Annotated in this window: 23 protein-coding genes and 1 pseudogene; 13 read left to right on the top strand and 11 right to left on the bottom strand. The window is 73.1% G+C overall.

Annotated features, from left to right (window positions below; translation table 11 throughout):
- Window positions 1–86 precede the first annotated feature (86 nt).
- The 6 genes from ACOJUI_RS01950 to ACOJUI_RS01925 all read left to right on the top strand — a co-directional run bounded on the left by ACOJUI_RS01950 (window position 87) and on the right by ACOJUI_RS01925 (window position 5,786).
- Window positions 87–1,442 carry a suppressor of fused domain protein gene (locus tag ACOJUI_RS01950; protein ID WP_422116431.1) on the top strand — a complete coding sequence of 452 codons (1,356 nt, stop codon included), beginning with the start codon at window positions 87–89 and terminating at the stop codon, window positions 1,440–1,442.
- 47 nt (window positions 1,443–1,489) lie between these two features.
- On the top strand, window positions 1,490–1,918 hold the full coding sequence (locus tag ACOJUI_RS01945) for an ArsR/SmtB family transcription factor (protein ID WP_422116430.1): 429 nt from the start codon (window positions 1,490–1,492) through the stop codon (window positions 1,916–1,918).
- A gap of 138 nt (window positions 1,919–2,056) precedes the next feature.
- A complete protein-coding gene (locus tag ACOJUI_RS01940; protein WP_422117595.1) occupies window positions 2,057–3,148 on the top strand; it encodes a FecCD family ABC transporter permease in 1,092 nt (363 codons plus the stop codon).
- Window positions 3,149–3,194: 46 nt separating this feature from the next.
- Complete coding sequence (locus tag ACOJUI_RS01935) at window positions 3,195–4,220, top strand: ABC transporter substrate-binding protein (protein WP_422116429.1); 1,026 nt, start codon at window positions 3,195–3,197, stop codon at window positions 4,218–4,220.
- The gene (locus ACOJUI_RS01930) at window positions 4,196–4,990 is read left to right on the top strand and encodes an ABC transporter ATP-binding protein (protein WP_422116428.1); all 795 of its coding nucleotides are present in this window, start codon (window positions 4,196–4,198) and stop codon (window positions 4,988–4,990) included. The genes ACOJUI_RS01935 and ACOJUI_RS01930 overlap by 25 nt, the downstream gene beginning before the upstream one ends.
- Window positions 4,991–5,183: 193 nt before the next feature.
- Window positions 5,184–5,786, top strand: coding sequence for a class I SAM-dependent methyltransferase (locus tag ACOJUI_RS01925; protein WP_422116427.1), 603 nt, complete (start codon window positions 5,184–5,186; stop codon window positions 5,784–5,786).
- A 6-nt stretch (window positions 5,787–5,792) separates the two neighbouring features.
- Here ACOJUI_RS01925 and ACOJUI_RS01920 read toward each other — a convergent pair whose 3' ends face one another.
- Both ACOJUI_RS01920 and ACOJUI_RS01915 read right to left on the bottom strand, forming a co-directional pair.
- A complete protein-coding gene (locus ACOJUI_RS01920; protein WP_422116426.1) occupies window positions 5,793–6,107 on the bottom strand; it encodes a biopolymer transporter Tol in 315 nt (104 codons plus the stop codon).
- A gap of 8 nt (window positions 6,108–6,115) precedes the next feature.
- Window positions 6,116–6,601 carry a pyridoxamine 5'-phosphate oxidase family protein gene (locus ACOJUI_RS01915; protein WP_422116425.1) on the bottom strand — a complete coding sequence of 162 codons (486 nt, stop codon included), beginning with the start codon at window positions 6,599–6,601 and terminating at the stop codon, window positions 6,116–6,118.
- 335 nt (window positions 6,602–6,936) lie between these two features.
- On the opposite strand from ACOJUI_RS01915, the pseudogene ACOJUI_RS01910 reads away from it, so the two are divergent.
- Window positions 6,937–7,062 (top strand): annotated as a pseudogene (locus ACOJUI_RS01910) (DUF6480 family protein); the annotation flags it as partial.
- An 18-nt stretch (window positions 7,063–7,080) separates the two neighbouring features.
- On the opposite strand, the gene ACOJUI_RS01905 reads toward ACOJUI_RS01910, so the two are convergent.
- Window positions 7,081–7,872: an NAD-dependent epimerase/dehydratase family protein gene (locus tag ACOJUI_RS01905; RefSeq protein WP_422116424.1), complete on the bottom strand. Its 792-nt coding sequence runs from the start codon at window positions 7,870–7,872 to the stop codon at window positions 7,081–7,083.
- A 362-nt stretch (window positions 7,873–8,234) separates the two neighbouring features.
- On the opposite strand from ACOJUI_RS01905, the gene ACOJUI_RS01900 reads away from it, so the two are divergent.
- On the top strand, window positions 8,235–8,447 hold the full coding sequence (locus tag ACOJUI_RS01900; protein ID WP_422116423.1) for a 50S ribosomal protein L31: 213 nt from the start codon (window positions 8,235–8,237) through the stop codon (window positions 8,445–8,447).
- On the opposite strand, the gene ACOJUI_RS01895 is transcribed toward ACOJUI_RS01900, so the two are convergent.
- Complete coding sequence (locus tag ACOJUI_RS01895; RefSeq protein ID WP_422116422.1) at window positions 8,428–9,387, bottom strand: FAD-binding protein; 960 nt, start codon at window positions 9,385–9,387, stop codon at window positions 8,428–8,430. The two genes, ACOJUI_RS01900 and ACOJUI_RS01895, sit on opposite strands and share 20 nt — an antisense overlap.
- A gap of 93 nt (window positions 9,388–9,480) precedes the next feature.
- Between ACOJUI_RS01895 and ACOJUI_RS01890 the strand changes: the two genes are divergently transcribed.
- The 3 genes from ACOJUI_RS01890 (at window position 9,481) to ACOJUI_RS01880 (ending at window position 12,071) form a co-directional block, all read left to right on the top strand.
- Window positions 9,481–10,047: a helix-turn-helix domain-containing protein gene (locus ACOJUI_RS01890; protein WP_422116421.1), complete on the top strand. Its 567-nt coding sequence runs from the start codon at window positions 9,481–9,483 to the stop codon at window positions 10,045–10,047.
- A gap of 220 nt (window positions 10,048–10,267) precedes the next feature.
- Window positions 10,268–10,471, top strand: a complete 204-nt coding sequence (locus ACOJUI_RS01885; RefSeq protein ID WP_422117594.1) for a type B 50S ribosomal protein L31 — start codon at window positions 10,268–10,270, stop codon at window positions 10,469–10,471.
- A gap of 61 nt (window positions 10,472–10,532) precedes the next feature.
- Complete coding sequence (locus ACOJUI_RS01880; protein WP_422116420.1) at window positions 10,533–12,071, top strand: FAD-dependent monooxygenase; 1,539 nt, start codon at window positions 10,533–10,535, stop codon at window positions 12,069–12,071.
- Window positions 12,072–12,114: 43 nt separating this feature from the next.
- Here ACOJUI_RS01880 and ACOJUI_RS01875 read toward each other — a convergent pair whose 3' ends face one another.
- The 7 genes from ACOJUI_RS01875 to ACOJUI_RS01845 all read right to left on the bottom strand — a co-directional run bounded on the left by ACOJUI_RS01875 (window position 12,115) and on the right by ACOJUI_RS01845 (window position 22,147).
- On the bottom strand, window positions 12,115–13,287 hold the full coding sequence (locus ACOJUI_RS01875) for a Gfo/Idh/MocA family protein (RefSeq protein ID WP_422116419.1): 1,173 nt from the start codon (window positions 13,285–13,287) through the stop codon (window positions 12,115–12,117).
- Window positions 13,288–13,395: 108 nt separating this feature from the next.
- Window positions 13,396–15,294, bottom strand: coding sequence for a glycoside hydrolase family 35 protein (locus ACOJUI_RS01870; RefSeq protein ID WP_422116418.1), 1,899 nt, complete (start codon window positions 15,292–15,294; stop codon window positions 13,396–13,398).
- Window positions 15,295–15,442: 148 nt separating this feature from the next.
- Window positions 15,443–17,452, bottom strand: a complete 2,010-nt coding sequence (locus ACOJUI_RS01865) for a beta-galactosidase (protein ID WP_422116417.1) — start codon at window positions 17,450–17,452, stop codon at window positions 15,443–15,445.
- Between the two features lie 88 nt (window positions 17,453–17,540).
- Complete coding sequence (locus ACOJUI_RS01860) at window positions 17,541–18,881, bottom strand: serpin family protein (RefSeq protein WP_422116416.1); 1,341 nt, start codon at window positions 18,879–18,881, stop codon at window positions 17,541–17,543.
- 109 nt (window positions 18,882–18,990) lie between these two features.
- Window positions 18,991–19,935, bottom strand: coding sequence for a carbohydrate ABC transporter permease (locus ACOJUI_RS01855; RefSeq protein ID WP_422116415.1), 945 nt, complete (start codon window positions 19,933–19,935; stop codon window positions 18,991–18,993).
- Window positions 19,932–20,816: a carbohydrate ABC transporter permease gene (locus ACOJUI_RS01850; RefSeq protein WP_422116414.1), complete on the bottom strand. Its 885-nt coding sequence runs from the start codon at window positions 20,814–20,816 to the stop codon at window positions 19,932–19,934. Before ACOJUI_RS01850 ends, ACOJUI_RS01855 begins: the two co-directional genes overlap by 4 nt.
- Window positions 20,813–22,147: an ABC transporter substrate-binding protein gene (locus tag ACOJUI_RS01845; protein WP_422116413.1), complete on the bottom strand. Its 1,335-nt coding sequence runs from the start codon at window positions 22,145–22,147 to the stop codon at window positions 20,813–20,815. Before ACOJUI_RS01845 ends, ACOJUI_RS01850 begins: the two co-directional genes overlap by 4 nt.
- 292 nt (window positions 22,148–22,439) lie before the next feature.
- On the opposite strand from ACOJUI_RS01845, the gene ACOJUI_RS01840 reads away from it, so the two are divergent.
- Together ACOJUI_RS01840 and ACOJUI_RS01835 are read left to right on the top strand one after the other, a co-directional pair.
- Entirely contained in the window at window positions 22,440–24,137 is a 1,698-nt protein-coding gene (locus tag ACOJUI_RS01840; protein ID WP_422116412.1) for a sodium:solute symporter family protein, read from the top strand.
- 22 nt (window positions 24,138–24,159) lie between these two features.
- A complete protein-coding gene (locus ACOJUI_RS01835) occupies window positions 24,160–24,528 on the top strand; it encodes a hypothetical protein (protein ID WP_422116411.1) in 369 nt (122 codons plus the stop codon).
- The last annotated feature ends 34 nt before the right edge of the window (window positions 24,529–24,562 follow it).

Below are 24,562 nucleotides of genomic sequence, written 5' to 3'. Positions count from 1 at the left end.
TCGCTCCCGCACCGGCCCCCCGGTCGCCGCGCGGGAGAGGATGGGGCGGTGCGAATCCCCGCGAACGACGGAGCCCCATGAGCCGGATGCCCAGCAGCCCCCTCCCACCGCCGCGCGAGGAGACCCAGCGATCGGCGCTGCTGCGACACCTGAGCGGCGTCCTGGGCGAGGACCACATCGTGGCGAGCGCGACCGCGGACGGCGGGATCCCGCTGGAGCTCGCGGTCTTCGCGGCCTCGGCGCAGATCCCCCACCCCACCCTGGTCACGCTGGGCATGTCGGAGCATCCGATGCGCACCGCCGACGGCGAGGAGTTCCGCCTCGAGCTGCTGATCGGCCTGCCCGCCGGCTGGCCCGGGATCGACCCGCCGGACCCGGCGCTGCTGGCGCAGGAGGCGAACTCCTGGCCGCTGCGACTGCTGCAGGACACCGCCCGCATCCCCAGCACCTACGACTCCGTCCTGGACTGGGGGCACAGCATCACCAATGCCGGCGAGCGCTACGCGGCCTCGGTCCCCTTCACCGGCGCCCTGATCGGCCCGCCCTACGGGTACCCGCCGCGGATCATGAACGCCGCGACCCCCGCCGGCGCGGTGCAGATCCTCGCCGTGCTCCCGGTCACCGACGAGGAGCTCGCCCTGCGGGTCTCCGTGCCCTCCGGCGGCGACCTGGTCCTGGACCGTCTCGCGCGGGCCGGCGTCACCGCGGTGATCGACCCGAGCCGCGACGCGGTGACCGCCGGTCCGGCGCCGTGGCGGGTGCACGTGCTGCTGCGGGAGCGCGCCGAGCACCTGGGGCAGGTGCTCTCCGGGGTGCTGCCGAACCTGGCCGAGCAGCTGGGCGCCCAGGGCATCGACGAGCTGGTGCTGCCGCTCGGCGAGGAGCCCCTGCGCTGGCGGGTCGGCGGCCGCTTCGCCCCCTCGGCCCTCGCGGCGGACCTCGCCCGCACCGAGCTCGCCGAGCACGCGGCCCTGGCCACGGCGATCGACCGGCACCGCACCGTGCTCACCCTCTCCCCCGAGCGCCCGGGCGACGGCGCCACCGTGACCGGCGCGGCGGCGATGACGGCGATGCTGCTCGAGGCGGGGAAGGCGGTCGCGGTCTGGCTCCCGCACCAGGGCCATCTGACGCTGCCCGAGCGCTTCCTCGCCGACCTCGAGGAGGGCCGGCCCCTCACCTGCCGGGTGCATCCCGAGCCCCTGGCCGACGGGTGCCCCGCCGTGCTGACCCAGGGGCTGGCCGCCCTCGGCGGCACCGAGGTGCTGCTGCGGCAGGAGGGCGCCACGGTCCCGGAGCTCACTGCCCGCCTCGAGGCGATGCTCACCGAGGGCGGCGGGATCGGCGCGGTGCCGGTGTCCGGGCAGCGCCACGGCGACCGGGTGCTGCGCGCGGGCACGCATCCCGACCGCGGCACCGCCCTGCTGGAGCTGGTCGCGGGCTGAGCGGTCGCGCCCCGGCGGCCGGGTGGGCTGACGGGTAGGTTGACCGCATGGACGCCGAGGACCCCGTGCACCTCCGGGCCGACGACGCGGCGGTGCCGGATGCGCAGCTCGTCGCCGAACTGGCCGCGCTGCTGAGCGCGACGGGCGGCTTCGCGCAGCTCGCGGAGCGCATGGCCCTGCTCTCGGACCAGCGCCGCCTGCGGATCCTGTTCTGCATCCACGCCCACCCCGGGGTGCGCAGCTCGGACATCGCGCGGGCGATCGGGGCGAGCGACTCGAGCACCTCCCACGCCCTGGCGCTCCTGCGGGAGGCGGGCTGGGTGCGGGCCGAGCGCTCCGGCCGCGAGGTCCGCTACGCGCTGGTCGACACCTTCGTCCACGACCTACTGCACTCCCTGGGCTCCGACCACCTGCCGGGCGTGCACCATCACCCCGCCCGCGACCAGGCGGGCGGCGCCCCGCAGGCCCCGATCTGAGGGCCGCCGGGCGCGGCAACAGCCGGGACGGCCGGGCTGCGCGGCGCGGACACTTGTACGCTCGCTCAAGTGCTTCATGGACTTCATCGGCGGCGGGAGGACCGGGTGGCGACCACGCTCCGCACCGACGCCGCCGGGATGCCCGCGACGTCCGCCGACCGGGACGTCCCGGGGCCCGATCCGCTCGGCGTGCGCTCCCGCGCCCGCCGTTCCCGCGCCGTGCTGCTCGCGCTGGCCCTGGCCACCGCGCTGAGCCTGCTGCTGTGCCTGGGCGTGGGTCCGGTGCCGATCCCGCCCCTCGTCACGGCGCAGATCCTCGGTCAGCACCTGGGCCTTCCCGGCGGCGCCGCGGTCGATCCGGCGAGCGACGCGATCGTGTGGACAGTGCGGGCCCCGCGGGTGCTGATGGGCGCCGCCGTCGGCGCCTGCCTCGCGATCAGCGGCGCCGCGCTGCAGGCGATGGTGCGGAACCTGCTGGCCGACCCGTACATCCTGGGGGTCTCCGGCGGCGCCTCCACCGGGGCCGCGGCCGCGATCCTGTTCGGGGCCGGCGCCGCGCTCGGTGAGTACGCGCAGTCGGCGCTGGCCTTCGTCGGCGCCCTCGGCGCGGCGCTGCTGGTGTTCCTGATCGCGCGGGCCGGAGGGCGCGTGACCTCGCTCCGGCTGCTGCTGTCCGGGGTGGCCGTGGGCTACGCCCTGACGGCCGCGACGAACCTGCTGATCTTCTCCTCGGACTCCGCCGAGGGCTCGCGCTCGGTGATGTTCTGGATGCTCGGCTCGCTGGCCCTGGCCCGCTGGAACGCCTTCCTGCTGATCGCGGTGCTCGCCGCCGTGGTCGGCGGGCTCGCCATGGTGCTCGGCGCACGGGTCCTCGATGCCCTCAGCACCGGCGACGAGATCGCCCACAGCCTGGGCATCCACCCCGACCGCGCCCGGGTCGGCTTCCTGGTCCTGGTCTCGCTGTGCACGGCGGCGGCGGTCGCGGGCGCCGGCGCGATCGGCTTCGTGGGCCTGGTGATCCCCCACCTCGCCCGCCGCCTGGTCGGCGCCCGCCACCGGGTGCTGATCCCGGCAAGCGCCCTGCTGGGCGCCCTGTTCCTGCTGTGGGCCGACGTGGTGGCGCGGCTCGTGATGATCCCGCGCGAGCTGCCGATCGGCGTGATCACCGCCGCGATCGGGGCCCCCTTCCTGGTGATCCTGGTGCGGCGCCTTCATGCCCGCAGCAGCTGACCGCTCCCCCGCCGCTCGCTCCCCGTCCTGCGATCGAAGGTGCCCGATGCCTCCCCGCCCCGCCCCTCCCCACCCCGTCCGTCCCCGCCGCCGCGCCGTGCTGGCCGGCCTGCTCGCGGTCCTCGGCCTCGGCGCCACCGCCTGCGGACCCGGCCCCTCCGCCCCCGTCACCGCGGGCACGGGCTACCCCGTCGAGCTGAGCAACTGCGCGGCGACCGTCCGCCTCGAGCGGGCCCCCGAGCGGATCGTCCTGCTGGAGCCCGCCCCCGCCGCGATCCTCTCCGGTCTGGGGGTGCTGGACCGGGTGGTGGCCCGGGCGGGCGCGTTCCCCCGCAGCTGCTTCGACGAGGCGACCTCCGCGCAGATCACCGCGATCCCCACCCTCTCGGAGGAGCTCGACGCCACCGGTCACCTGCAGATCAACCAGGAGGTGGTGATCGCCCAGCAGCCCGACCTGGTGATCGGCCTGCCCGACGGGCTCACCCGGGAGGCCCTGCGCGAGGCGGGCGCGGAGGTGCTGGTGCCCACGAGCTTCTGCGGAGCCCCCGCCGAGCGGGCGAGCTTCACGGCCCTGCATCAGGAGCTCACCGCCTACGGCCGCGTGCTGGACCGGGCAGAGGCGGCGAGCGCTCTGGGCGCCGCGCTGCAGGAGCGGATCGACGCGGTCACCGCCTCCGCGGCGCAGCGGCGCACCGCGACCGCCGCCGTGCTGTACCCGAGCGTCGGCGGCGGACCGCTGTACACCTACGGGGCCACCTCCATGGCCACCGCGCAGCTGGACGCCCTGGGCATCGAGAACGTCTTCGCCGCCACCCCGGACCGGGTGTTCGAGATCGGCGCCGAGCCGCTGCTGGCCGCCGATCCGGACCTGCTCATCGTGCTCCACCAGCACGACGGGGAGGGCGAGGACGTCGCCGCGGGCATGATCGACGCCGACCAGCTGGCCTCCCTGCGCGCGGTCCAGGAGCGGGCCGTGCTGCCGCTGCTGTTCGACACCGTCGAGCCGGCCTCCCCGCTGGTCGTGGACGGACTGGAGAGGATCCACGGATGGCTGCTCGACCGGGAGGGCTGATCCTCGAGGCCCGCGGGGTGCACCATGCCTTCGGCGCCCGCCCCGTGCTGCGCGGCCTCGACCTGGGGGTGGCCGACGGCGAGATGGTGGGACTGGTCGGCCCCAACGGCAGCGGCAAGACCACCGCGCTGCGGATCCTGCACGGCGCGCTCCGACCCGATGCCGGCCAGGTGCTGCTCGAGGGCCGCGACCTCGCCCGCTGCTCGGGCCGCGAGCGGGCGCGCCGGATCGCGGTGATGGCCCAGGAGAGCTCCGGCGAGGTCCCCCTGACCGTCGCGGAGGTGGCGCTGCTGGGCCGGGTCCCCCACTCCGGCCCCTTCGGGGCGACCACCGCCGCCGACACCCGCCTCGCCACCGCAGCGCTCGCCGCCACCGGCGTCCTGCACCTGGCGCGGCGGGGGTTCGGGCTGCTCTCCGGCGGCGAGCAGCAGCGGGTGCTGATCGCCCGGGCCCTCACCCAGCAGCCCCGGGTGCTGCTGCTGGACGAACCCACCAACCACCTCGACATCGGCGCCCAGCACCAGGTGCTGTCGCTGGTGCGCGAGCACGGCCTGGCCACCGTCGTCGTCCTCCACGACCTGAACCTGGCCGCCCGCTACTGCGACCGGGTGATCGTGCTCGAGCGCGGCCTGGTCCGCGCCTGCGGCGCTCCCCGGGAGGCGCTGAGCGCGAAGCTCGTCGCCGAGGTCTACGGCGTCGGCGCCCAGCGCACCACCGCCGCCGACGGCACCGCGCAGCTGCTGTTCCGGGGTGCGGCCGACGACTTCTGAGAGGGCCCCCGCGAGCCTGTGTGGACCGCCGGAACGGACCGTCCGGTTGTGTTCGAGCCCATTCCCAGCACCTTCGCGGTCCGGCGGGTTAGCGTTCTGGCTATCGGTGGCCGTCTGTGCCGCTGATCTGCACGCACCGCACAGTGAGGAGTGGTCGCATGTCATCGCTCAGTGATCCCACCCCCTGGCCGTCGTGCCGCCCCTCACCGCATCACCGCTGCTCAGCGCATCGCCGCTGATGGATCCGGCCCGCGAGCGCGCGGTGCCGTCCACCTGGGCCGAGGTCTGGACGCAGCCCTTCGACGAGGCCACCCGCACGGTGCTGGACGTGGGCACCGGCAGCGGCAAGGTGGCGCTGCTGCTGACCAACCTGGGGTACGAGGTGACGGGCATCGAGCCCTCGGGCCGGCTGCTCGACCAGGCCCGCCGCAAGCTGAGCGATCATCCGCATCCGCCGGAGCTGCGGCAGGGCGACATCGACGCCCCTCCCTTCGCCCCGGACTCCTTCGATGCGCTGGTGGCCCGCTACGAGCTGTGGACCCTGCCGGACCTGACCTCTGCGCTCACCGTCTGGCGTGCGCAGCTGCGACCCGGCGGCGTGCTGGTCGCGGTGGACGGGCCGGGAACCACCAGCGACGGCATCGGGCCCGTGCTCGCCGCCCTGGAGCTGGCCGGCTTCGAGCAGGTCCGGGCCGAGCTGCTGCCCGACATCCTCGAGCTCGACCTGGCCGGGGCGCGCGCGCCCGACCACAGTCCGGGACAGCAGTACCGCTTCACCGCGCGCAGACCCCGCTGAGCCGGCTCAGGCGTCATCCTGCGCGCGCAGGGCGCACAGCCGCTCCCGGGCGCGCTCGTGCCGCTCGGGCTCGGTCAGGGTCCACCACTCCGCTCCACGCTCACCGAGCCCCTCCTTCGCCAGCTGCACCCGGGCGCGCCAGCCGGCGACCTCCTCGGCGTCGCGCGCGGTGCGCAGCGCCGAACGGGCGCGGCCCAGCTCCGAGCGGAGGGCGGCGGCGACGTCCTCGTCCAGCACCGGATCGGTGGCCCGCCAGCGCCGTCCCTTGACGATGATGTAGCGGCCGTCCTCGGTCCGCTCCGGGCCGCCGTCCGCGGGCACGGACCGGCTCAGAGCTCGGTGGTGGCGGTCCCGCCCGGCGGGCGGTCCCCGGTGACCTTGGACTTCACGATCTGGGCGAGTCCGGCCACCTTGCCGCCGGGCAGCCCCCAGAACTGCGCGGAGTCGCTGGTCACGCGCATCAGACCCAGGTTCGGGTCGTCCTTGCCGTCCGGGAAGTACGCGCGCGCCTGCTCGTTCCACAGCTGGTCGATCACGGCGCGGTCGTCGATGAACTCCGCGTGCCCCGCGACGGAGAGCCAGGAGCCGGCGTCGGCGATCGCGAGGTTCACGTGCGGGCCGTGCCGCAGCGCGTCCGCCTGGTCGCCCTGGAGGCCGACGAAGAACCAGACGTCCACGTCGTCGTCCACGCCCTGGATCGTCATCGGGTGCGAGAGCAGCGTTCCGTCAGGGAGCGCCGTCGTCAGCATCACCACGTCGGTGTCGCGGAGCTTGTCCACCACGTCCTGCTGGGAGAGGGTCTGGTCGGTCATCATGGGTCCTTCCGGGTCGGTGCTCGTCGGTCCTTGATGCGTCCCTCGACCCTACTCGCGGTCGCCGGCGGCCTGCGGTGGTCCGACCGAGCGGTTCCGACGGTGGCGGCGGGGGGGGGGGGGGGGGGCGGGGGGGGGGGGGGGGGGGGGGGGGGGGGGGGGGGGGGGGGGGGGGGGGGGGGGGGGGGGGGGGGGGGGGGGGCGGACGAGCGCCCGCTCCCGCCTTCCGAACGGTCCAGCCCGTTCCCCCGCTGCGCCGCCGGGCCCACACTGGGCGCATGACCAAGAACAGCAGCCCTGACGACTTCCACCGGCCCGACCACGATCAGGATCCCGGGCAGACGGCGAACCCGGATCCCGAGGAGCAGACCATCACCGGTCTGGAGGAGGGCGGCGGGGTGCCCCCGGGCGAGACGCCGCCGGCCGAGGATCAGATGAGCGGGGACCAGGGCCACCAGGAGTAGGGGCGCCCTGCGGCGGCCTCAGTCCCCCGCGCCCTCCGCGGACAGCACCCGGACCGGCCGCCAGTCCAGCAGCCGTGCCGCGGCGTCGTCCTCGATCGCGTGCGGCGCGGCGGTGACGGCGATGGCCTCGTAGGCCCCGCCGCGGTCGCGCAGCAGCGCGGCCCGCACGGCGGCGGCCAGGTCGTCGGGATGGAGTCCCCCGTGCGGGGTGCCGTCGGCCAGGGTGCGCAGCCACGGCTCGCGCTCGCGGTCCACCGGGCTCCGCCAGCGCGGCCAGGCCTGCGCGGTGGTGGGGAACGCCAGCCGCAGCGAGGTCACGGGGATCGGCCCCTCCTCGGCCGTGGGCGGCGCGCCCTCGACGGCCATCCGCAGCGCGCTCTCGGCCAGTCGCTTGGTCATGCCGTAGAGCTCGGTCGCATCGGGCTGCGCGCCGGCCGGGACCGGGACGACGCAGTAGTCGGCGAAGACCGACAGCGAGCTGATGTGCACGAAGGAGCGCACACCGGCCCGGCGGGCGATCCGCAGCGCCAGCAGCACCGAGCCGACGTTCACCGCGATCGCCCGGGCGGTGCCGGGCAGCTGCTCGGCCTCGCTGCCGCGCGGGAGCACGGCCGCGAGATGGACCACGGCCTCCGCTCCCTCGAGCGCCGCGGCGAGCGCCTCGGGGTCGTCGGCCTCCCCCACGATCTCGCGCACCCCCGCCACCGGGTCCGCGCTGCGATCCAGAATGGTCAGCTCGTGCTCGGCCCGCCAGGCGGAGACCAGGGAGCTGCCGACCCCGCCCTTGCCGCCGATCAGTGAGATGCGCATGGGCGCATCCTGGCAGAGCGTCGGCCCCGCCGCGGGCCGTTGCGAGAAGTGCCTGCGGTCCCGGGGGAATATCGAGGCCCTCGCTCCCGTTGAGCATGATCGACCCCTGCGGCCGTGCCCGATGACGGACGGCGCTGCGGGGTCACGGTGAGGAGCAGGACCCGTCCCGCGACGTCGAGAGACGTCGGACCCCGCAGGCGATCCCGTCCGACCGACGCGACCCGCCACGGCGGTTCCGCGTCGCCGGCGGACGATCGGCCCTCCTCACCCACGGCCGGCATGACGCCGGCGCCCTGACATCCCCGTCGGCCCCGGCCGGCGACGCATCCGCCGGCCCGAGGCCGGCCTCGAAGGAGAACCCCATGCAGCATCCCACCCATCCCGAGCACCGCACCGTCGTCTTCCGCGACCAGAGCGCGGGCGTCCGCTTCCTGACCCGCTCCGCCCGCCGCTCCGAGCACTCGACGACCTGGACGGACGGCAACATCTACCCCGTCATCGAGGTCGACGTCTCCTCCGCCGCGTCCCGGCGGGCCCAGCCGGAGGCCGAAGTCGTCAGCGCCGGACGGCGCTGAGCGAGCGCCGCGCCGCAACCGCCGCGTCGGCGTCGGCCATCACCAGCATCCCGTTGAGATGGCCGCCGGCGAGCGCTCCGCCCGCCGCCGAAGCCCCCACCTGGGCGCTGGGGTCGGCGGCGTTGCCCGCCACCCACACCCCCGGGACGTCCGTCGTGCCGGCGAAGGAGCCGGCGATCTTCCGGCCCATCCCGCCGGGGACGTCCTCGAGCGTCAGCCCCAGACCCTCCAGCCCCTCGGTGCGCGGGGCCATCACGGTCGCGACCACGAGAGTCGTGCGCGCCACCACCTCGCCGGTGACGAGGCGGACCCCGGTGATGCCGCCGGCGGTCGCGGCGACAACCTCCTCGATCGCGGTCTCGACCACCCTGATGCCGCGGGCGTCGCAGCGCTCGCGGGTCTCCGCGTCGAGCCCCAGCCCCTGCGCGAACACGATGATGTCGTCGCTGAGCTGGCGGAACATGAACGCCTGATGCAGCGAGGCGGGGCGGGTGGCGATGATCCCGATCGGCTCGTCGCGCACCTCCCAGCCATGGCAGTACGGGCAGTGCACCACCCCGCGCCCCCAGTGCCGGGCCAGGCCCGGCACCTCCGGCAGCCGCCCGCCCCCGGGGGGAGCGGGGGGGGGGGGGGGGGGGGGGGGGGGGGGGGGGGGGGGGGGCTCGTCCCGCCCGCGGGCGAGGAACTCGACGGGCGGGGTGCCCTCGTTCCCGAGCAGTCCGTGCACGGCGTCGGCCGGGGCGTTGCGCGGGGACCCGCTGTCGATCACGGCGACGGAGCGACGGGAGCGCGCCAGCATCAGCGCGCCGCTCAGCCCCGCGGCGCCGCCCCCGATCACGACCGCGTCGAGGAGCCCGTGCGGCACGGGGTCCCCACCGGCGGGAGCGGCGGCGGTGGCAGGGGTGGCGGACGTGTCCAGGGAAGGGGTCGTGGCGATCATCGGTGCACCTCTCTCGGGCGGGCTCCGGAACTGCTCCGGACCGGTATCACCGACCCTAGACAGGAATTGCGTCAGCGGCATAGTCTCTTGCTCATGACGCAAGACATCGGCGATCTCGACGGCCTCGTGCGCAAGCGGATCCGCGCGCTGCGGATCGCGCAGGGCCTCTCCCTCGGCGACCTGGCCGCGCGAGCGCACCTGAGCCAGTCCTCCCTCTCCCGGATCGAGAACGGTCAGCGCCGCCTCGCCCTGGACCAGCTGGTCACCCTCGCCCGCGCCCTCGACACGAGCCTGGATCAGCTGGTCGAGACCGACGCGGAGGAGGTGGTCCGCGGCGCCGTGATGGATCACGGCCTGGACTCCCTGCGCTGGCAGGCCCGGCACAGTCCCGACACCACGATCCTGCGGCGACGGCTGACCGGACCACCGCCGGACCCCTCCCGGATGCGCGCGCATCCCGGGCACGAGTGGATGGTGGTGCTCTCGGGCACCGCAATCCTGCTGCTGGGCGATCGCCGCTATCGCGTCGAGGCCAACCAGAGCGCCGAGTTCCCGACGATGCTGCCGCACGCCCTCGGCGCCGAGGGCGGACCGGCCGACGTGCTGCTGATGGTCGACCGCGCCGCCCGCCGCGGGCACCAGGACCGCGCGCCGGAGTGAGGGGACCTGGCTCCGGGACCGGGGCGAGCGGGCGGCGCCGGGAATAACCCCGACCCCCAGATGGTTGAAAGCAGAACGACCGCCTGCCGCTCCGCTTCCGCGGGGGCCGGCAGCGGCTGTCGGACCCGACTCCACCTGGTGAGGAGACCACCATGAAGCACGCCATCCACCCCCGTACCAGCCCGTCGTCTTCCGCGACCAGGGCGCCGGCCACGCCTTCCTGACCAACTCCACCCGCACCTCCGAGCGCACCGTGACCTGGGAGGACGGCAAGGAGTACCCGGTGATCGACATCGAGATCTCCTCGGCCTCGCACCCCTTCTACACCGGCCAGAGTCGGGTGCTCGACACCGCCGGGCGCGTCGAGCGGTTCCGTCGGCGCTACGCGCAGAAGGTCGTCCCCGCCCGTCCCGCCACCGCCTGAGACGGCGCCCGGGCGCTATCGTGGGCGCCACCTGCCCGGCACCGGCGATGGGAGGCTCCCCGTGACGTCCGCATCCCTGCGCGACCTCCCGCTGCTCGAGACCGACGTGCTCGTCGTCGGCGCCGGCCCCACCGGGCTGATGGGCGGCCTGGTGCTGGCCCGGCGGGGGCTGCGGGTCGCGACCATCGACGGGAAATCCGGTCCCACCCGCGAATCCCGCGCGCTGGTGGTCCACGCCCGCAGCATGGAGATCTACGACCAGCTCGGGCTCGCGCCGTCGGTGCTCGCCGAGGCCACCGCGGTCACCCGCGTCCAGCTGGGCCCCTCTCCCACCGCGGCGGGTGCGGACATCGCCGCCGCGCAGACCGGGTGGACCGCCTTCCCCGGGGTGCGGATCCTCGAGCAGAGCCGCACGGAGGAGATCCTCTCCGCCGCCCTCGCCGCGGAGGGCCGGCCGGTGCGCTGGCACCATCGACTGCTCGAGCTGCGCACGGGCGGGGAGGAGGCCGACGACCACGTCGACGCCCTGGTCCAGGGTCCCGACGGGCCCCTGCGGATCCGGGCGCGCTGGTGCCTCGGCGCCGACGGCGCGAGCTCGACCGTGCGCCGCCGGCTGGGTCTGCCCTTCGAGGGCGTCACCGACAACGCGACCTTCTGCGTCGCCGACCTCCGCGGCGTCAGCGGGCTGCCGGAGAACACCCTGGTGGCGCGGGTGGGGAGGGAGACCTTCGCCCTGGTGATCCCGCTCGGGCCTGGCGGGCACCGCCGCCTGATCTGGCTCAGCCCCACCGACGCCCCGGTCCAGGAGGAGGTCCTCGCCCGGGCGCGGGCCGATCTCGGGCTCGGCTTCACCGGGGTGGACTGGTTCTCGGCCTACCGGGTCCACCACCGCGTCGCCGCGCGCTTCCGGCGCGGTGCCACCTTCCTCGCCGGGGACGCCGCCCATGTGCACTCCCCGCTCGGCGGGCAGGGGATGAACACCGGCCTGCAGGACGCCCACCACCTCGCACATCTGCTGGCGGACGTCGCGCAGGGGCGGCGGGGCCCGGAGGCTCTCGAGCGCTACGAGGCCGAGCGCCGGCCCGTCGCGCTGACCCTGATCCGGGTCACCGACCGGGCCTTCGGACTGCTCGCGCGCCGCAGCCCGGTGGTGGCGCGGGCCCGCCGCCGCGGCAGCGCCGCGATGGCGCGCATCGCCCCTCACCTGCTGGCCTCCCCGCTGGGCCCGCGGCTGGCGGGCTGGCTCGGGCAGTACCGCATCCGCTACCACCTCGTGCCCGCGGGCGAGCGGCCGCCCCGGTGGGCGGACGATCCCGCCGTCGGCCTCCGCCTGCCGCCGGTCGGTGAGAACCCCGAGGCGCTGCGGACGATGGACTGGCAGCTGCACGCCTACGGCACCGAGGCCGTCCGGCCGCGGGTCCCGGACTGGATCACCGGCCCGCACGGCTTCGCCCCCGACCCTCGCGGCCGACTGCGGGCGGACCGGCTCTACCTGGTCCGGCCGGACGGCTTCGTGGCCGCGTCCCTCCCTCTGCACGCCGGCGCCACCGCGGAGGCCGACGTCCGGGCGGCGCTGGCCGCGCAGCACCTGCGCGCCTGAGACCGGCCCGCGCCCACAGGACCGCCCGGGCGCGGCGTGCCCCTCAGGCCTGCCCGTCGTCGAAGTAGGCGCGCACGTCGGCCGGCACCGGCGGGACGTCGTAGGGGACGCCGCCGTGACGGATCGACTCGGCGCCGTACACGCCCGTGGCCACCGCCTCGCGGGCGGCGATCGCGGAGACATCGGTGGCGCCGCCCTCCCGGGCGAAGCGCAGGAACTCCGCGACCAGGCTGGGGTCCGCGCCGCCGTGCTCCCCGTCGCCGCGGTCGATGACCTCGACCGCGTCGGGTCGGCCGGGACCGGAGCGGCGCGACTCCCACAGGTGGATCTGGTCGCCGCCGCCGTCGCCCATGTTCTCGATCCGCCCAGCGTCCCCGATCACGGTGTAGTTGCGCCAGTAGTCCGGGGTGAAGTGGCACTGCTGGTAGGAGGCCAGCACCCCGTTGTCCAGGGTCATGGTGAGCATCGAGATGTCCTCGACGTCGATGACGGGGTTCAGCTCCTTCTGCGCCGTCGGCGGCCAGGTGTCCTCGTCGTACCAGTCGCGCATCAGGCGGTCGGAGTTGTCGCGGCGGTCGGTGACGTCCCCGTAGACGGCGAGGTCGCCGATGCCCGAGACCCGGCGGGTGTAGCCGCCGGCGAGCCAGTGGATGACATCGAGGTCGTGGGCGCCCTTCTGCAGCAGCAGGCTGGTGGACTTGGCCCGCTCGGCGTGCCAGTCCTTGAAGTAGAAGTCGCCGCCGGCGCCGACGAAGTGCCGGCACCAGATCGCGCGCACCCGGCCGATGCGCCCCGAGTCGATGATGGCCTTCAGCTGCCGGATCACCGGCATGTGGCGCATGTTGTGGCCGATGTAGAGGCGCGCCCGCTTCTCCTTCGCGAGCGCCAACATCGCGTCGGCGTCCTCCACGGTGATCGCCATCGGCTTCTCGCAGAAGGTGGGGATGCCGGCCTCGAGGGTCTTCAGGGCCACCTCGGCATGGGCGAAGTCGGGGGTCAGGATCATCACCGCGTCGACCTCGTGCTCGGCCAGCAGCTGCTCGACGGTGTCGACGATCGCCACGTCCTCCCCGAGCGTCGAGCGGGCGATGGCCTGGCCGCGCGCGCCGGGATCGGCGACCACGGTGATGGCCGAGCCCTCGCCGGGTCGGTGGGCGTGCAGGGCGAGGGTGTGGCGCGAGCCGAAGCCGATCACGCCGATACGGAGGTCTGACATCGGGGGTTCCCTCCCGGGCTGCTATGACGTCGACGCGACGTCCCTGCGGGACGCGCGAACCCGGCCACGATTGCGTGTGAACCGGTTCACGGCATCGTACCCCCGGGCTCAGCCGTCGGTGCGCCCGAAGGCGTGCTCCTCGGCGAGCGCGAGCCGCGTCGGCCGCTTCTCGAGGTCCAGCAGCAGCACCTGGTTGCGGCCGGCGCGCACCAGCGGCGCGGGGACGTAGAGGGTCTGCTGGGGGCCGACGTTCCAGTACCGGCCCACGCAGAAGCCGCCGACGAAGGCGACTCCGTGGCCGGCCCCGGAGACGTCGAGGAAGGTGTCGGCGGGGCCGTCGGCCTCGAAGGAGGCCGAGACCAGCACCGGGAGCGCCTCGTCCGCCGTCCCGCCCTCCGGGAGCGCGGGGGCGGCCTCGAGCAGCGCGGCCAGCTCCTCCCCCATCTCCTCGAGCGGCCAGGCGTCGGCCTCCCAGTCGTTGAGGAAGCGGATGGTCTGCCACACCCCGCCGAGGAGGCCCTTGCGCTCGCCCAGCCGGGGCCCGAAGTTCACCCGTCCCAGGTTCTCGACCAGGATCTCGAGCCGCACGGTGCGGTGACCGCCCTCGGGCAGCAGCGCCTCGGCCAGGTGGGAGAGCTCGATGGTCGCCGGGTCGGTGTCGTCGGTGCGCCGGTCCTCCGGCCGGCCCGCCTGCCCGGGATCCACGCCGGTCGCCCCCGCGTAGAGACCGTCGACGTAGACCCAGGCCCGGTCGTGCAGGTCGTAGAGCTTCAGCGGGCTGATCGCGGGCTGTCCCTCGTGGTCGCTGCGGGCGATCTCGATGTCCCGGGAGAGCCGCAGCAGGCCCCGCTCCAGGCCCACGTCCTCGAAGGCCGGGGGCACCGGGTGCACCGGGGCGGGCCGAGTGAAGCGCTCGGTCCGGCGCAGGGCGACGGCCTTGTCGATGACGACCTCGGCGGCGGGCAGACGGGTCGGGCGGGCCTCGAGGCCCAGCCGCTCCAGGTGCTCCTCGAGCGGGGGCAGCTCGCGGTGGCGGGCGATCACCTCGCGGAAGGCGCGGAACTTCTCGGTGAGCTCGCCGTTCTCGGCGATCGGCGCGTCGTAGTCGTAGCTCGTGGTGGTCGGCTGCAGCCGGCCGTCGTGGTTCGCCCCCGCGCGCAGCCCGAAGTTGGTGCCGCCATGGGCCATGTAGAAGTTCACGCTCATGCCGTTGTCGAGCATGTCGGCCAGCTCGCCGGCGGCGTCGCCACCGGTGCGCTCATGGTGCTCCTCGCCCCAGTGGTCGAACCAGCCGTTCCAGAACTCCATGCACATCTGCGGCTGGGCCGGCAGCTCCTGTCCGGCCATCTCGAGCACCTCGAGGGCTCGGGAGCCGAAGTTGACGGTGCCGAGCGCTCCCTCGACGGTCCCGCCGGTCAGCCACATCCGGGCCGGCCCGTCGGAGGTGACCAGCAGCTCCTCGATGCCGCGCGCGATCAGCCCGTCGCGCAGGTGGGCGAGGTAGGCCTTGTCGTCGCCGAAGCTGCCGTACTCGTTCTCGACCTGCACCATCACGACGGTGCCGCCGCGGGAGGACTGCCGCTGGGCGATCACCGGGATCAGCTGGTCGAACCAGGCGTCGACCTGCGCGAGGTAGGCGGGGTTGCGGTTCCGCAGGCGGAGGTTGCGGTCGCGCAGCAGCCAGCCGGGAAAGCCGCCGTTCTCCCATTCGGCGCAGATGTAGGGACCGGGGCGCACGATCGAGTCCAGACCCTCCTCGGCGGCGATGTCCAGGAAGCGGCCGAGGTCCGCGAAGCCCTCGAAGGTGGTGACCTCGGGGGACGGCTGGTGCACGTTCCAGGCCACGTAGGTCTCCACGGTGTTGCACCCCATCGCGACCAGCCGGCGCAGCCGGTCCCGCCACTGCTCGGGATGGACGCGGAAGTAGTGCAGCGCCCCGGAGATCACGAGGTGCGTCTCCCCGTTGCGGAGGAACCCGTCGGGGGTGGGCTGAAGCAGAGCGGTCATCGGTGATCGTCCTCTCGTAAAACGTCTCACACAGAGTGTGCCAGGGATCGCCGGAACGCCGGGCATCCTCCGCCGAGCGCTGCGAAGCGGGCGGTATACAGCAGCGATACCGCTCCCTGTGCAGCGCTCGGCAGGTGGGGCGAGGAGCTCAGCTCTCCTGGATCACGGCCACCGCGCCGGCGTGGACGGTGAACGCGCCGTCCGCCTCCGTGCCGGTGAGCAGCTCCCGGCCATTGACCTGCACCACCTGGTCGCGGTCGGAGTGGTTCAGGACGAAGAGGTAGGTGGTGCCGTCCTCGGCGAAGCGGCGCACCGCCTCGACGTCGCGGTGCAGTCCGGGCACCGCGGGCTCCACACCCGCGGCGGCGACGATCTCGCCCACCAGCGCCTCGAGCCCCTCGGCCGACGGGCGAGCGGCCACGTACCAGGCGGCGCCCTCCCCCACCGCGTGGCGGGTGACCGCCGGCCAGCCGTGCAGCGGTCCGTCGGCCCAGCTGCGCACCACCTCCGCGCCCTCGAGATGGGTCTTCTCGCTCCACAGGTCCGCACCGGTGCCGTCGTCGAGGTGGTGCACCTCGCCCTCCAGCAGCGGATGGAACTCCTCGGTGCGCACCCCCAGCAGGTCGCGGAAGGCACCCGGGTAGCCGCCCAGGTACACGTGCTCGTTCTCGTCGACGATGCCGGAGAAGAAGGTGATGACCACCTGGCTGCCGGCGCGCGCGGCCTCGGCCAGACGCTCCGCGTCCTGCTCGCCCACCGTGTACAGGGTCGGGGCCAGCACCAGCTCGTAGCCGGTGACGTCGGTGCCGGCCGGCACCATGTCCACCCCGATCCCGAGGTCCCAGAAGGCGGTGTACCAGCGCAGCAGCTCCTCGCTGTAGCGCAGCGCCTGGGTGGGGTGGGAGTCCAGCTCGCTGGCCCACCAGGAGGGGTAGTCCATGACGATCGCGACCCGGCTCAGCACGCGGCTGCCGCGCACCGGGGCGAGCGCCTCCAGCGCCCGGCCCAGCGCCAGGGTGCCGCGCCAGACGTCGGTGTCGCGCCCGGCATGGGGCACCATCGCCGAGTGGAACTTCTCGGCGCCGGCCCGGGACTGGCGCCACTGGAAGAACATGATCCCGTCGGCCCCGCGGGCGACATGGGACAGGGAGTTGCGCAGCATCTCCCCGCGGCCCTTGGCGCGGTTGCGCGGCTGCCAGTTCACGGCCGACGTCGAGTGCTCCATGAGGATCCACGGGTCCCCGCCCGCGACGCCCCGGGAGAGGTCCGCGGCCAGCGCCAGCTCGATCTGACCGCGGGGCTCGGCGGCGATCAGGTAGTGATCGTTGGCGACCAGGTCGAGGTCGTCGGCCCAGGAGAAGTAGTCCATCCACTTGGTCGCGCTGGAGAGCATGAGGTTGGTGGTGATGGGGACCTGCGGGGTGATCTCGCGCAGCACATCGCGCAGGGCCCGGTAGTGGGTCAGCAGCTCATCGCTCGAGAAGCGCGCGAAGTCGAGCTGCTGGGTGGGGTTGGCGTAGGTGGGGGCGGCGCGCGGGGGCAGGATCTCCTCGAAGGAGTCGTAGCGCTGGGACCAGAAGGCGGTGCCCCAGGCGTGGTTCAGCTCCTCGATGCTCCCGTAGCGACGCTGGAGCCAGCCCCGGAAGGCGAGCGCCGCATGGTCGGAGAAGTCGTGCGGGACGTGGCAGCCCAGCTCGTTGTCCACGTGCCACAGCGCGAGGGCCGGATGCTCGCCGTAGCGCTCGGCCATCACCCGTGTCATCCGCAGCGCGTACTCGCGCAGCAGCGGCGAGGAGACGGCGTACGCCTGGCGGCCGCCCTGGCCGAGCACGGTGCCGTCCTCGGTGACGGGGAGGATCTCGGGATGACGGCTCGTCAGCCACGGCGGCGGGGAGGCGGTCGCGGTGGCGAGCGCGACCTTGATGCCCGCCTCGGCCAGGTCGTCCATCACCTCGTCGAGCCAGCCGAAGTCGTACTCCCCCTCCCGCGGCTCGAGCGTGGCCCAGGCGAAGATCGCGACGCTGACCAGGTTCACCCCGGCCTCGCGCATCAGCTCCACGTCCTCGCGGCGCACCTCGCGCGGCCACTGCTCCGGGTTGTAGTCGCCGCCGTAGGCGATCCCCTCGACGCCGAGCGGCCAGGGTCGTGCAGTGGTCATGTCTCCTCCATGGCGAGATCGTCCGAGCAAGCCTCCGACCAGGGTAGACGCAGGCGGCTCGACCACGGCGCACCCGCCCGCCGCGCCCTCACCGGGTCTGCGTCGGATCCCCGACCCACCCCACCACCAGCGGCGCCCGCGTCGAGCGCTCGTAGGCGACCACCAGGAACGGCGAGTCCAGCAACAGCTCCTGCTCGGGGATCTCGGCCGACTCCGTGTCGGCGACCACTGCGGTCGCGGCAGCGGCCTCCATCCCCTCCTCGTCGATCATGAGCACGGCCTTCTGCAGCACCTCACGGAGGTAGAGGGGCTCCTGGCGCGTCACCCCGGAGAAGTCGGCGTGGTCAGTGAAAGCGACGGGCATCCCCAGCTCCTCGAGCACGCCCCTCAGCGAGTCCTCCCAGCCGATGTCGAGGGCGGGCACGGTGAGCTGGACGCTCGCCTCGCCCGCTTCGAGGCCGGACAGCAGGGCGGCCAGGCCGCCGCGGGCGTCGTCGGCCGCCTGGGTCCAGGCATCGAGCACCTCGCCGACGTCTGCGGTGGGCTGCACCAGGGCGAGGGCGAGGGCGTCGCCGTAGGTGTCCAGGGAGGTCGCCCGGCACGTCTCGTCCTCGTACCAGGTGCGGGCGATGCCGGTGAGCATCTCGCAGCTGCGCTCCTCGCCCTGGGTGGTGGTGAAGGAGCCCCCGAGCGCCGTCAGCGGCTCGCTCCAGGCGGCCTTGAGGTGGAGGGCGCTGACGAGCACCAGCCGGGTATCCGTGCTGAGGATGTCCGGTGGGACGAGCTCCTCGATGAGGTCGTTCGTGGACTCGGCGACCCAGTCGTTGATGCGCTCCCGGGCGGCCTCCCGCTCGCCGGCGTCGACGAAGTCCGCCTCGAAGAGCCCGCTGCCGAACCAGGTGGCGAGATCCTCGAGATAGGGCTGCTGGACCTCCAGGCCCTCCTGGATCCAGGTGCCGTTCACGAGGGAGGCGACGGCGGGCTCGGGGGCCTCGGCGACGTCGGCCTCCCGTTCCTGGTCCCCGACGGCGGACAGCGCCGTCGACAGGGTGTTCGCGGTGGAGGCGAGCTCGTCCATGCTGCCGCCCAGCACGTCCTCCAGCTGGGCTCGGGTGTCCCCGGCTGCCCCCATGCCGATCATGGTGAGCGCGACCTGCGCGGACAGCGGCGAACAGACCGCGTTGACGGGCGTGCGGTCGATCGCGCCCAGCAGGCGGGCGGTGAAGGGGACGACGAGTGCGCCGGCACCCTCGGCGGGCTCCGGTTCCGCCCGCGGCAGCTCCGCACGCAGGTCCGGCTCGGCGCCGCCGCCCGCGCCGAGGCGTCCGCAGCCGGTGACGCCGAGGGCGGCCAGCGGCAGCAGTGCTCCGGCCCCGAGCAGCGGACGGCGACGGAGCGCGCGGCGGAGGCGAGGAGCATCAGTGGTCATGCCCTCATCGAAGAGCGCCGCCGGGCACCGGGCAAGGGGTCCGAGGTCTCGGTATGGCACCGGTGCGCCGTGACCGGCCCCGAGGTCGCGCTCGGGGCCGGATCCGGCCTCAGCCCTTGACCGACCCCTCCGTCAGCCCGCCGCGCCAGAAGCGCTGCAGCACCAGGATGAGGATCGCCAGCGGGATCACCGACAGCAGCGCGCCGCCGATGGTGAGCTGGTAGAACTCCGGCAGGCGGTCCGTCTGGGCCCGCCAGTTGTCCAGGCCCAGGGTGATCGGGTACAGCTCCTCGTCGGCCAGCATCACCAGCGGGAGCATGTAGTTGTTCCAGATCGCGACGAACTGGAACAGCAGGATGGTCACGATCGCCGGGACCAGCTGTGGCAGGGCCAGGCGGTGGAACAGCCCCAGCTCCCCGACGCCGTCGATCCGGCCCGCCTCGAGCAGCTCGTCGGGCACCGCCGCATTGGCGTAGATCGAGGCCAGGAACAGCCCGAAGGGGCTGACCAGGGAGGGGATCAGCACCGCCCAGTAGGTGTTGGTCAGTCCGATGGAGCTGAACAGGAAGAACAGCGGCAGCGAGATCGCGGTGCCGGGCACCAGCACCCCGCCGAGGACCATCCCGTAGACCAGGCCGCGGCCCGGGAAGCGGTACTTGGCCAGCGCGTACCCCGCGGCGACCGCGAAGTAGGTGGCCAGCACGGAGCCGACGCCCGCGTAGATCACCGAGTTCAGCGCCCAGCGCGGGAAGATGCCGTCGTTGGCCGAGAGCACCGCCGAGAGGTTCTCGAACAGCCGGAAGTCCGAGCCGAACCAGAAGCCGCTGGTGCCGAACAGGTCCTCGGTGGACTTGGTGGCGTTGACGATCACCCAGTACACGGGGACCAGGAAGTAGACCGCCACGATCGCGAGGATCGCGGTGATCAGGATGGTGGTGGTCGGCTTGCGACCGGCCTCCCGGGAGCCGGCCCGGCCGTCGGAGCGCGGCGGCTTCGCCGCCTTCGCGCCGACGGGGCGCGATGCGGTGCGCTCGGTGGTGTCCATCGTGCTCATCGACGCTTCTCCATCCACGAGTTGACGCCCAGGGCGACCGCCGAGAGCACGAAGGCGGAGACCGCGATGATCACGGACTGCGCGGCGGCCATGCCGATGTCGTTGTACTGGAAGGCGAAGGCGTAGGCGGACATGTTGGGGGTGTACTCCGAGGTGATGCCGGCGCTCATGGTCTGCAGCAGCCGCGGCTCGGCGAACAGCTGCAGGGTGCCGATGATCGAGAAGATGATCGTCAGCATCAGGGCCGGCCGGATCAGCGGCAGCTGGATCGACATCGCCACCCGGAAGCCGCCGGCGCCGTCGATCTTGGCGGCCTCGTACAGCTCACCGGGGATCGACTTCAGCTGAGCGATGATGATCAGCATGTTGTAGCCGGTGTAGGTCCAGGTCACGATGTTCGCGATCGACCACAGCACCATGTCGGGGCCCAGGAAGTCGATGTTGATCCCCATCCAGCCCATTACGTCCACGATCGGGCTGAGCCCGGGGATGTACAGGAAGGACCACAGGATCGTGGCGATCACGCCGGGGATCCCGTAGGGCAGGAAGTAGGTGGCGCGGAAGAACCCGGGCCACAGGGCGCTCGCGGTCTCCAGCAGCAGGGCGAGGATCGTGGCGGCCACGATCATCACGGTCACCTGCACCACGCCGAACAGGAGCATGCGCCCGATCGACTCGATGAAGTTGGCGTTGGACAGCGCGGCGATGTAGTTGTCCAGCCCCGCGAAGACGCTGCTGATGCCCGCCTCGCCGAGCAGGCCCTCCCGCCGCACGGTGGTGAAGGAGTAGCCGATCGCCATGATGATCGGCAGGATCATGGTCCCGATGAACAGGACCAGGAAGGGCCCCAGCAGGAGCCAGGGGGCGGTCTTGGACCTCATCGTGCCTCCTCCGCGTTGAGCCCGATGGTGCGCATGATGTCGACGATCTCGGTCTGCGCGGCGGCGAACATGTCCGCCAGCGGCACCTCGCCGGTGACCGCGGTGGTCATGCCGTCGCCGATGATCGCCTGGGCGCGCTGCATCAGCGGCGCCCAGGTCCATTCGAGGTTCTGACCCTTCGCCATCGGCACCACGACCTCCTCGTTGTAGTTCTGACCGGAGAAGAACGCGTCGCTCTGCTGACGGACCTCGCCGATGTAGTCGGCGGCCGGGGACCAGCCGATGCCGGAGTTCTCGATCATCGCGTCGATCCCCGCGGGGTCGGTGCACATCCAGGTGAGGAATTCGAGCGCCTCGGCGGGGTGCTTGCTGGTGGAGGTGATGGCGGCCGACGAGCCGCCGTGACCGCCGGAGGCGTAGCCGTCACCCCAGGTGGGCATCGGGGCCACGGCCCACTTGCCCTCCCCGCCGGGGACGGTCTTGACCAGCGCGTCGGACCAGGAGCCGCTGATCGAGGCCAGCACCTTCCCGTCGGCCGCCGCGGCGTACCAGGGGGTGGTGAAGGAGCCGTAGCCGGTGCCCACGATGCCCTCGGCGAAGATCCGGTCCCAGAACTCCGCGACCCGCATGGAGGCGTCATCGGTCATGTCGACGATCCATCCGTCGGCCTCGGGACGGAACCAGGTCGCCCCGGACTGCATCACCCAGGCGATGGGATGGGAGCCGTCGGAGGGGTCGAGGCTGATCAGGCTCCGGCCGGACTCGGAGACCGCTCCGGCCACCTCGTAGAAGTCGTCCCAGGTGGCGGGCACGGTGAGGCCCAGCTCGCCTTCGAGCACCTCGCGGTTGTAGAAGGTCGCGACCGGGCCGGTGTCCTGGGGGACGCCCCAGTAGGAGTCGCCGACCTTGGCCTGGCTGATCGCGCCGGGGTCGAACAGGGACTCCTGCTCGGCGAAGCCGTACCGGGTCAGGTCCACCAGCGCGCCGGCCAGCGCGAACTCGGGGATCTGGCGCAGCTCGACCTGGGCGATGTCGGGGCCGCCGCCCGCGGCGACCGCGGAGAGGATCTTCGCGTAGCCGCCGGAGTTGCCGCCGGGGATCCAGGTCGTCTCGACCCGGATCCGGTCCTGGGAGGCGTTGAAGACGTCGGCGACCTTCTGGAGGTCCTTCAGCCAGGCCCAGTAGGTCACGGTGACCGGACCGTCGCTGGGCGGGATGGTGGGCTCGGCGTTCACGCTGCCGGGGTTGGGCGGCGCGCACGCGGCCAGACCGGCGGCCAGAGCTGCCGTGCCGGTCCCTGCGAGCGCTGTGCGCCGCGAGAATCTGCTCATGGTGGCCAGCTCTCCTCTCGTCCTTGATGAGTTGCGTCGCACACCCTAGCCAATGCCTACCAGTGGGGACTAATCGGTCCGCGAGGCGCCGTCGCGGCAGCGGCGGCCAGGGACGACGTCGTCCCTGTGATCTGCACACTACTCCCCGCGACAGCGGCCTGGTGGGGCCTCCCGGCGGCGTCGCCCGCTGGTAGCGTGACCGCCCGTCGGTCCGGGCCACCCCCGCCCGGCGCCTCCCATCGGCGACCTCACCGATGGTTCCTCCTCGTCCTCACCCTCAAGGATCATCCCCATGGTCGACATACGCCTGGATGCCCAGTGGATCGACTACGCGATCATCGCGCTGTACTTCGTGTTCGTCCTCGGCGTCGGCTGGTACGCCAAGCGCGGCGTCTCGAACTCGATCGAGTTCTTCCTCTCCGGCCGCTCCCTGCCCGCCTGGGTCACCGGGCTCGCCTTCATCTCCGCGAACCTCGGCGCCGTCGAGATCATGGGCATGTCCGCCACCGGCGCCCAGTACGGCATGCCGACCATGCATTACTTCTGGGTCGGCGCGATCCCCGCCATGCTGTTCCTCGGCGTCGTGATGATGCCGTTCTACTACGGCTCCAAGGTGCGCTCGGTCCCCGAGTTCATGCGGATGCGCTTCGGCACCGGCGCGCACCTGGTGAACTCGATCAGCTTCGCCGTGGCGCAGCTGCTGATCGCGGGCGTGAACCTCTCGCTGCTGGCCACCATCGTCAACCGCCTGCTGGGCTGGCCGATGTGGGTGGGCCTGGTGCTGGCCGCGGCCTTCGTGCTCTTCTACATCACCGTCGGCGGCCTCTCCGCCGCGATCTACAACGAGGTGCTGCAGTTCTTCGTGATCGTCGCGGCGCTGCTGCCGCTGACCCTGATCGGCCTGCACCGCGTGGGCGGCTGGAACGGTATGAAGGAGCGCATCGCGGGTGACGGCATGCTCGGCGAGGAGCAGCTGCACACCTGGCCCGGCCAGGCCCTGTCCGGCTTCGAGAGCCCGGTGCTCTCGGTCGTCGGCATCGTGTTCGGCCTCGGCTTCGTGCTCTCCTTCGGCTACTGGACCACGAACTTCGTGGAGGTCCAGCGGGCGATGGCCAGCAAGTCCATCACCGCCGCCCGGATGACCCCGATCATCGGCGCGTTCCCGAAGATGTTCATCCCGTTCATCGTGATCATCCCCGGCATGATCGCCGCGGTGCTGGTCGGTGAGCTCACCGAGTTCAAGCAGCTCGACCACGCGGGCGACGCCGCCGGCGCCGCCGCCATGGGCGTCACCTACAACGACGCCCTGCTGCTGCTCATGCGCGACGTGCTGCCCAACGGCCTGCTCGGCGTCGCGATCGCCGGACTGCTGGCCGCGTTCATGGCCGGCATGGCCGCGAACATCTCGGCCTTCAACACCGTGGTCAGCTACGACCTCTACCAGCAGTACGTGAAGAAGGACGCGCCCGACGCCCACTACCTCACGGTGGGTCGCATCGCGACCGCCGCCGCCTGCGTGATCGCGATCTTCACCGCGCTGATCGCCGCCCAGTTCTCGAACCTGATGGACTACCTCCAGACGCTGTTCGGGTTCTTCAACGCCCCGCTGTTCGCGACGTTCATCCTGGGCATGTTCTGGAAGCGCATGACGCCGACCGCCGGCTGGGCGGGCCTGGTCGCGGGCACGCTGTCCGCGGTGGCGCTGTGGAACGCCTCGACCTTCTTCGACCTGTTCACGCTGCCCGGCCAGGGCCTCGCCTTCGTCGCGGCCGCGACCGCGTTCGTGGTCGACATCCTGGTCTCCGTCGTCGTCACGTCCTTCACCGCCCCGAAGCCCGCCCATGAGCTCAAGGGCCTCGTCTACTCCGAGACCCCGAAGGCCGACCTCGTCGATCCCGAGGAGAAGGGCCTGCCGTTCTGGCGCCGCCCGGTCCCCATGGCCGGCATCGGCCTCGTCCTCGTCGTCATCCTGAACATCGTCTTCGCCTGAGCGCGGACGGAGGAGATCCCCCATGAACGCACACCGCACCCCCTCCCCCGGCGAGAACGAGGACACCCCGGCCCCCGAGGCCGTCGACTCCCCGGCCGACGTCCCCGAGGGCGCGGCCGTCGAGACCGCCGGCGCCTTCGACATCCGCAACTTCATCGGCGCCCTGCTGGGCCTGTTCGGCCTGATCCTGGTCGCGATGGGCCTGTTCGCCTTCGGCGAGGCGGAGGCGGCGAAGACCGACGGGCTCAACGCCAACCTGTGGGCCGGGCTGGCCCTGGTCGTCGTGGCCGTCGCCTTCGCCCTCTGGTCGAAGCTCGACCCGATCCGCCTGGTGGTCCGGGACAACGAGGACGGCGCCGAGGTCCCCCGGGACATCGCCCCGCTGGACTGACCGCACGGCCCGCGGCGTAGCATCACAGCCGACG

Source organism: Brachybacterium sp. UNK5269 (assembly GCF_049266655.1).
Taxonomy (GTDB): domain Bacteria; phylum Actinomycetota; class Actinomycetes; order Actinomycetales; family Dermabacteraceae; genus Brachybacterium.
Note: the sequence above shows the minus strand (reverse complement) of the source record. Positions and strands in the feature narration are given on the sequence as shown.

Bases quoted from the DNA above. Each gene is read 5' to 3' on its own strand.
- ACOJUI_RS01950 (WP_422116431.1), top strand. From the start codon at position 87: ATGCCCAGCAGCCCCCTCCCACCGCCGCGCGAGGAGACCCAGCGATCG.
- ACOJUI_RS01945 (WP_422116430.1), top strand. From the start codon at position 1,490: ATGGACGCCGAGGACCCCGTGCACCTCCGGGCCGACGACGCGGCGGTG.
- ACOJUI_RS01940 (WP_422117595.1), top strand. From the start codon at position 2,057: ATGCCCGCGACGTCCGCCGACCGGGACGTCCCGGGGCCCGATCCGCTC.
- ACOJUI_RS01935 (WP_422116429.1), top strand. From the start codon at position 3,195: ATGCCTCCCCGCCCCGCCCCTCCCCACCCCGTCCGTCCCCGCCGCCGC.
- ACOJUI_RS01930 (WP_422116428.1), top strand. From the start codon at position 4,196: ATGGCTGCTCGACCGGGAGGGCTGATCCTCGAGGCCCGCGGGGTGCAC.
- ACOJUI_RS01915 (WP_422116425.1), bottom strand. From the start codon at position 6,601: ATGATGACCGACCAGACCCTCTCCCAGCAGGACGTGGTGGACAAGCTC.
- ACOJUI_RS01905 (WP_422116424.1), bottom strand. From the start codon at position 7,872: ATGCGCATCTCACTGATCGGCGGCAAGGGCGGGGTCGGCAGCTCCCTG.
- ACOJUI_RS01900 (WP_422116423.1), top strand. From the start codon at position 8,235: ATGCAGCATCCCACCCATCCCGAGCACCGCACCGTCGTCTTCCGCGAC.
- ACOJUI_RS01895 (WP_422116422.1), bottom strand. From the start codon at position 9,387: ATGATCGCCACGACCCCTTCCCTGGACACGTCCGCCACCCCTGCCACC.
- ACOJUI_RS01890 (WP_422116421.1), top strand. From the start codon at position 9,481: ATGACGCAAGACATCGGCGATCTCGACGGCCTCGTGCGCAAGCGGATC.
- ACOJUI_RS01875 (WP_422116419.1), bottom strand. From the start codon at position 13,287: ATGTCAGACCTCCGTATCGGCGTGATCGGCTTCGGCTCGCGCCACACC.
- ACOJUI_RS01870 (WP_422116418.1), bottom strand. From the start codon at position 15,294: ATGACCGCTCTGCTTCAGCCCACCCCCGACGGGTTCCTCCGCAACGGG.
- ACOJUI_RS01865 (WP_422116417.1), bottom strand. From the start codon at position 17,452: ATGACCACTGCACGACCCTGGCCGCTCGGCGTCGAGGGGATCGCCTAC.
- ACOJUI_RS01860 (WP_422116416.1), bottom strand. From the start codon at position 18,881: ATGACCACTGATGCTCCTCGCCTCCGCCGCGCGCTCCGTCGCCGTCCG.
- ACOJUI_RS01855 (WP_422116415.1), bottom strand. From the start codon at position 19,935: ATGAGCACGATGGACACCACCGAGCGCACCGCATCGCGCCCCGTCGGC.
- ACOJUI_RS01850 (WP_422116414.1), bottom strand. From the start codon at position 20,816: ATGAGGTCCAAGACCGCCCCCTGGCTCCTGCTGGGGCCCTTCCTGGTC.
- ACOJUI_RS01845 (WP_422116413.1), bottom strand. From the start codon at position 22,147: ATGAGCAGATTCTCGCGGCGCACAGCGCTCGCAGGGACCGGCACGGCA.
- ACOJUI_RS01840 (WP_422116412.1), top strand. From the start codon at position 22,440: ATGGTCGACATACGCCTGGATGCCCAGTGGATCGACTACGCGATCATC.
- ACOJUI_RS01835 (WP_422116411.1), top strand. From the start codon at position 24,160: ATGAACGCACACCGCACCCCCTCCCCCGGCGAGAACGAGGACACCCCG.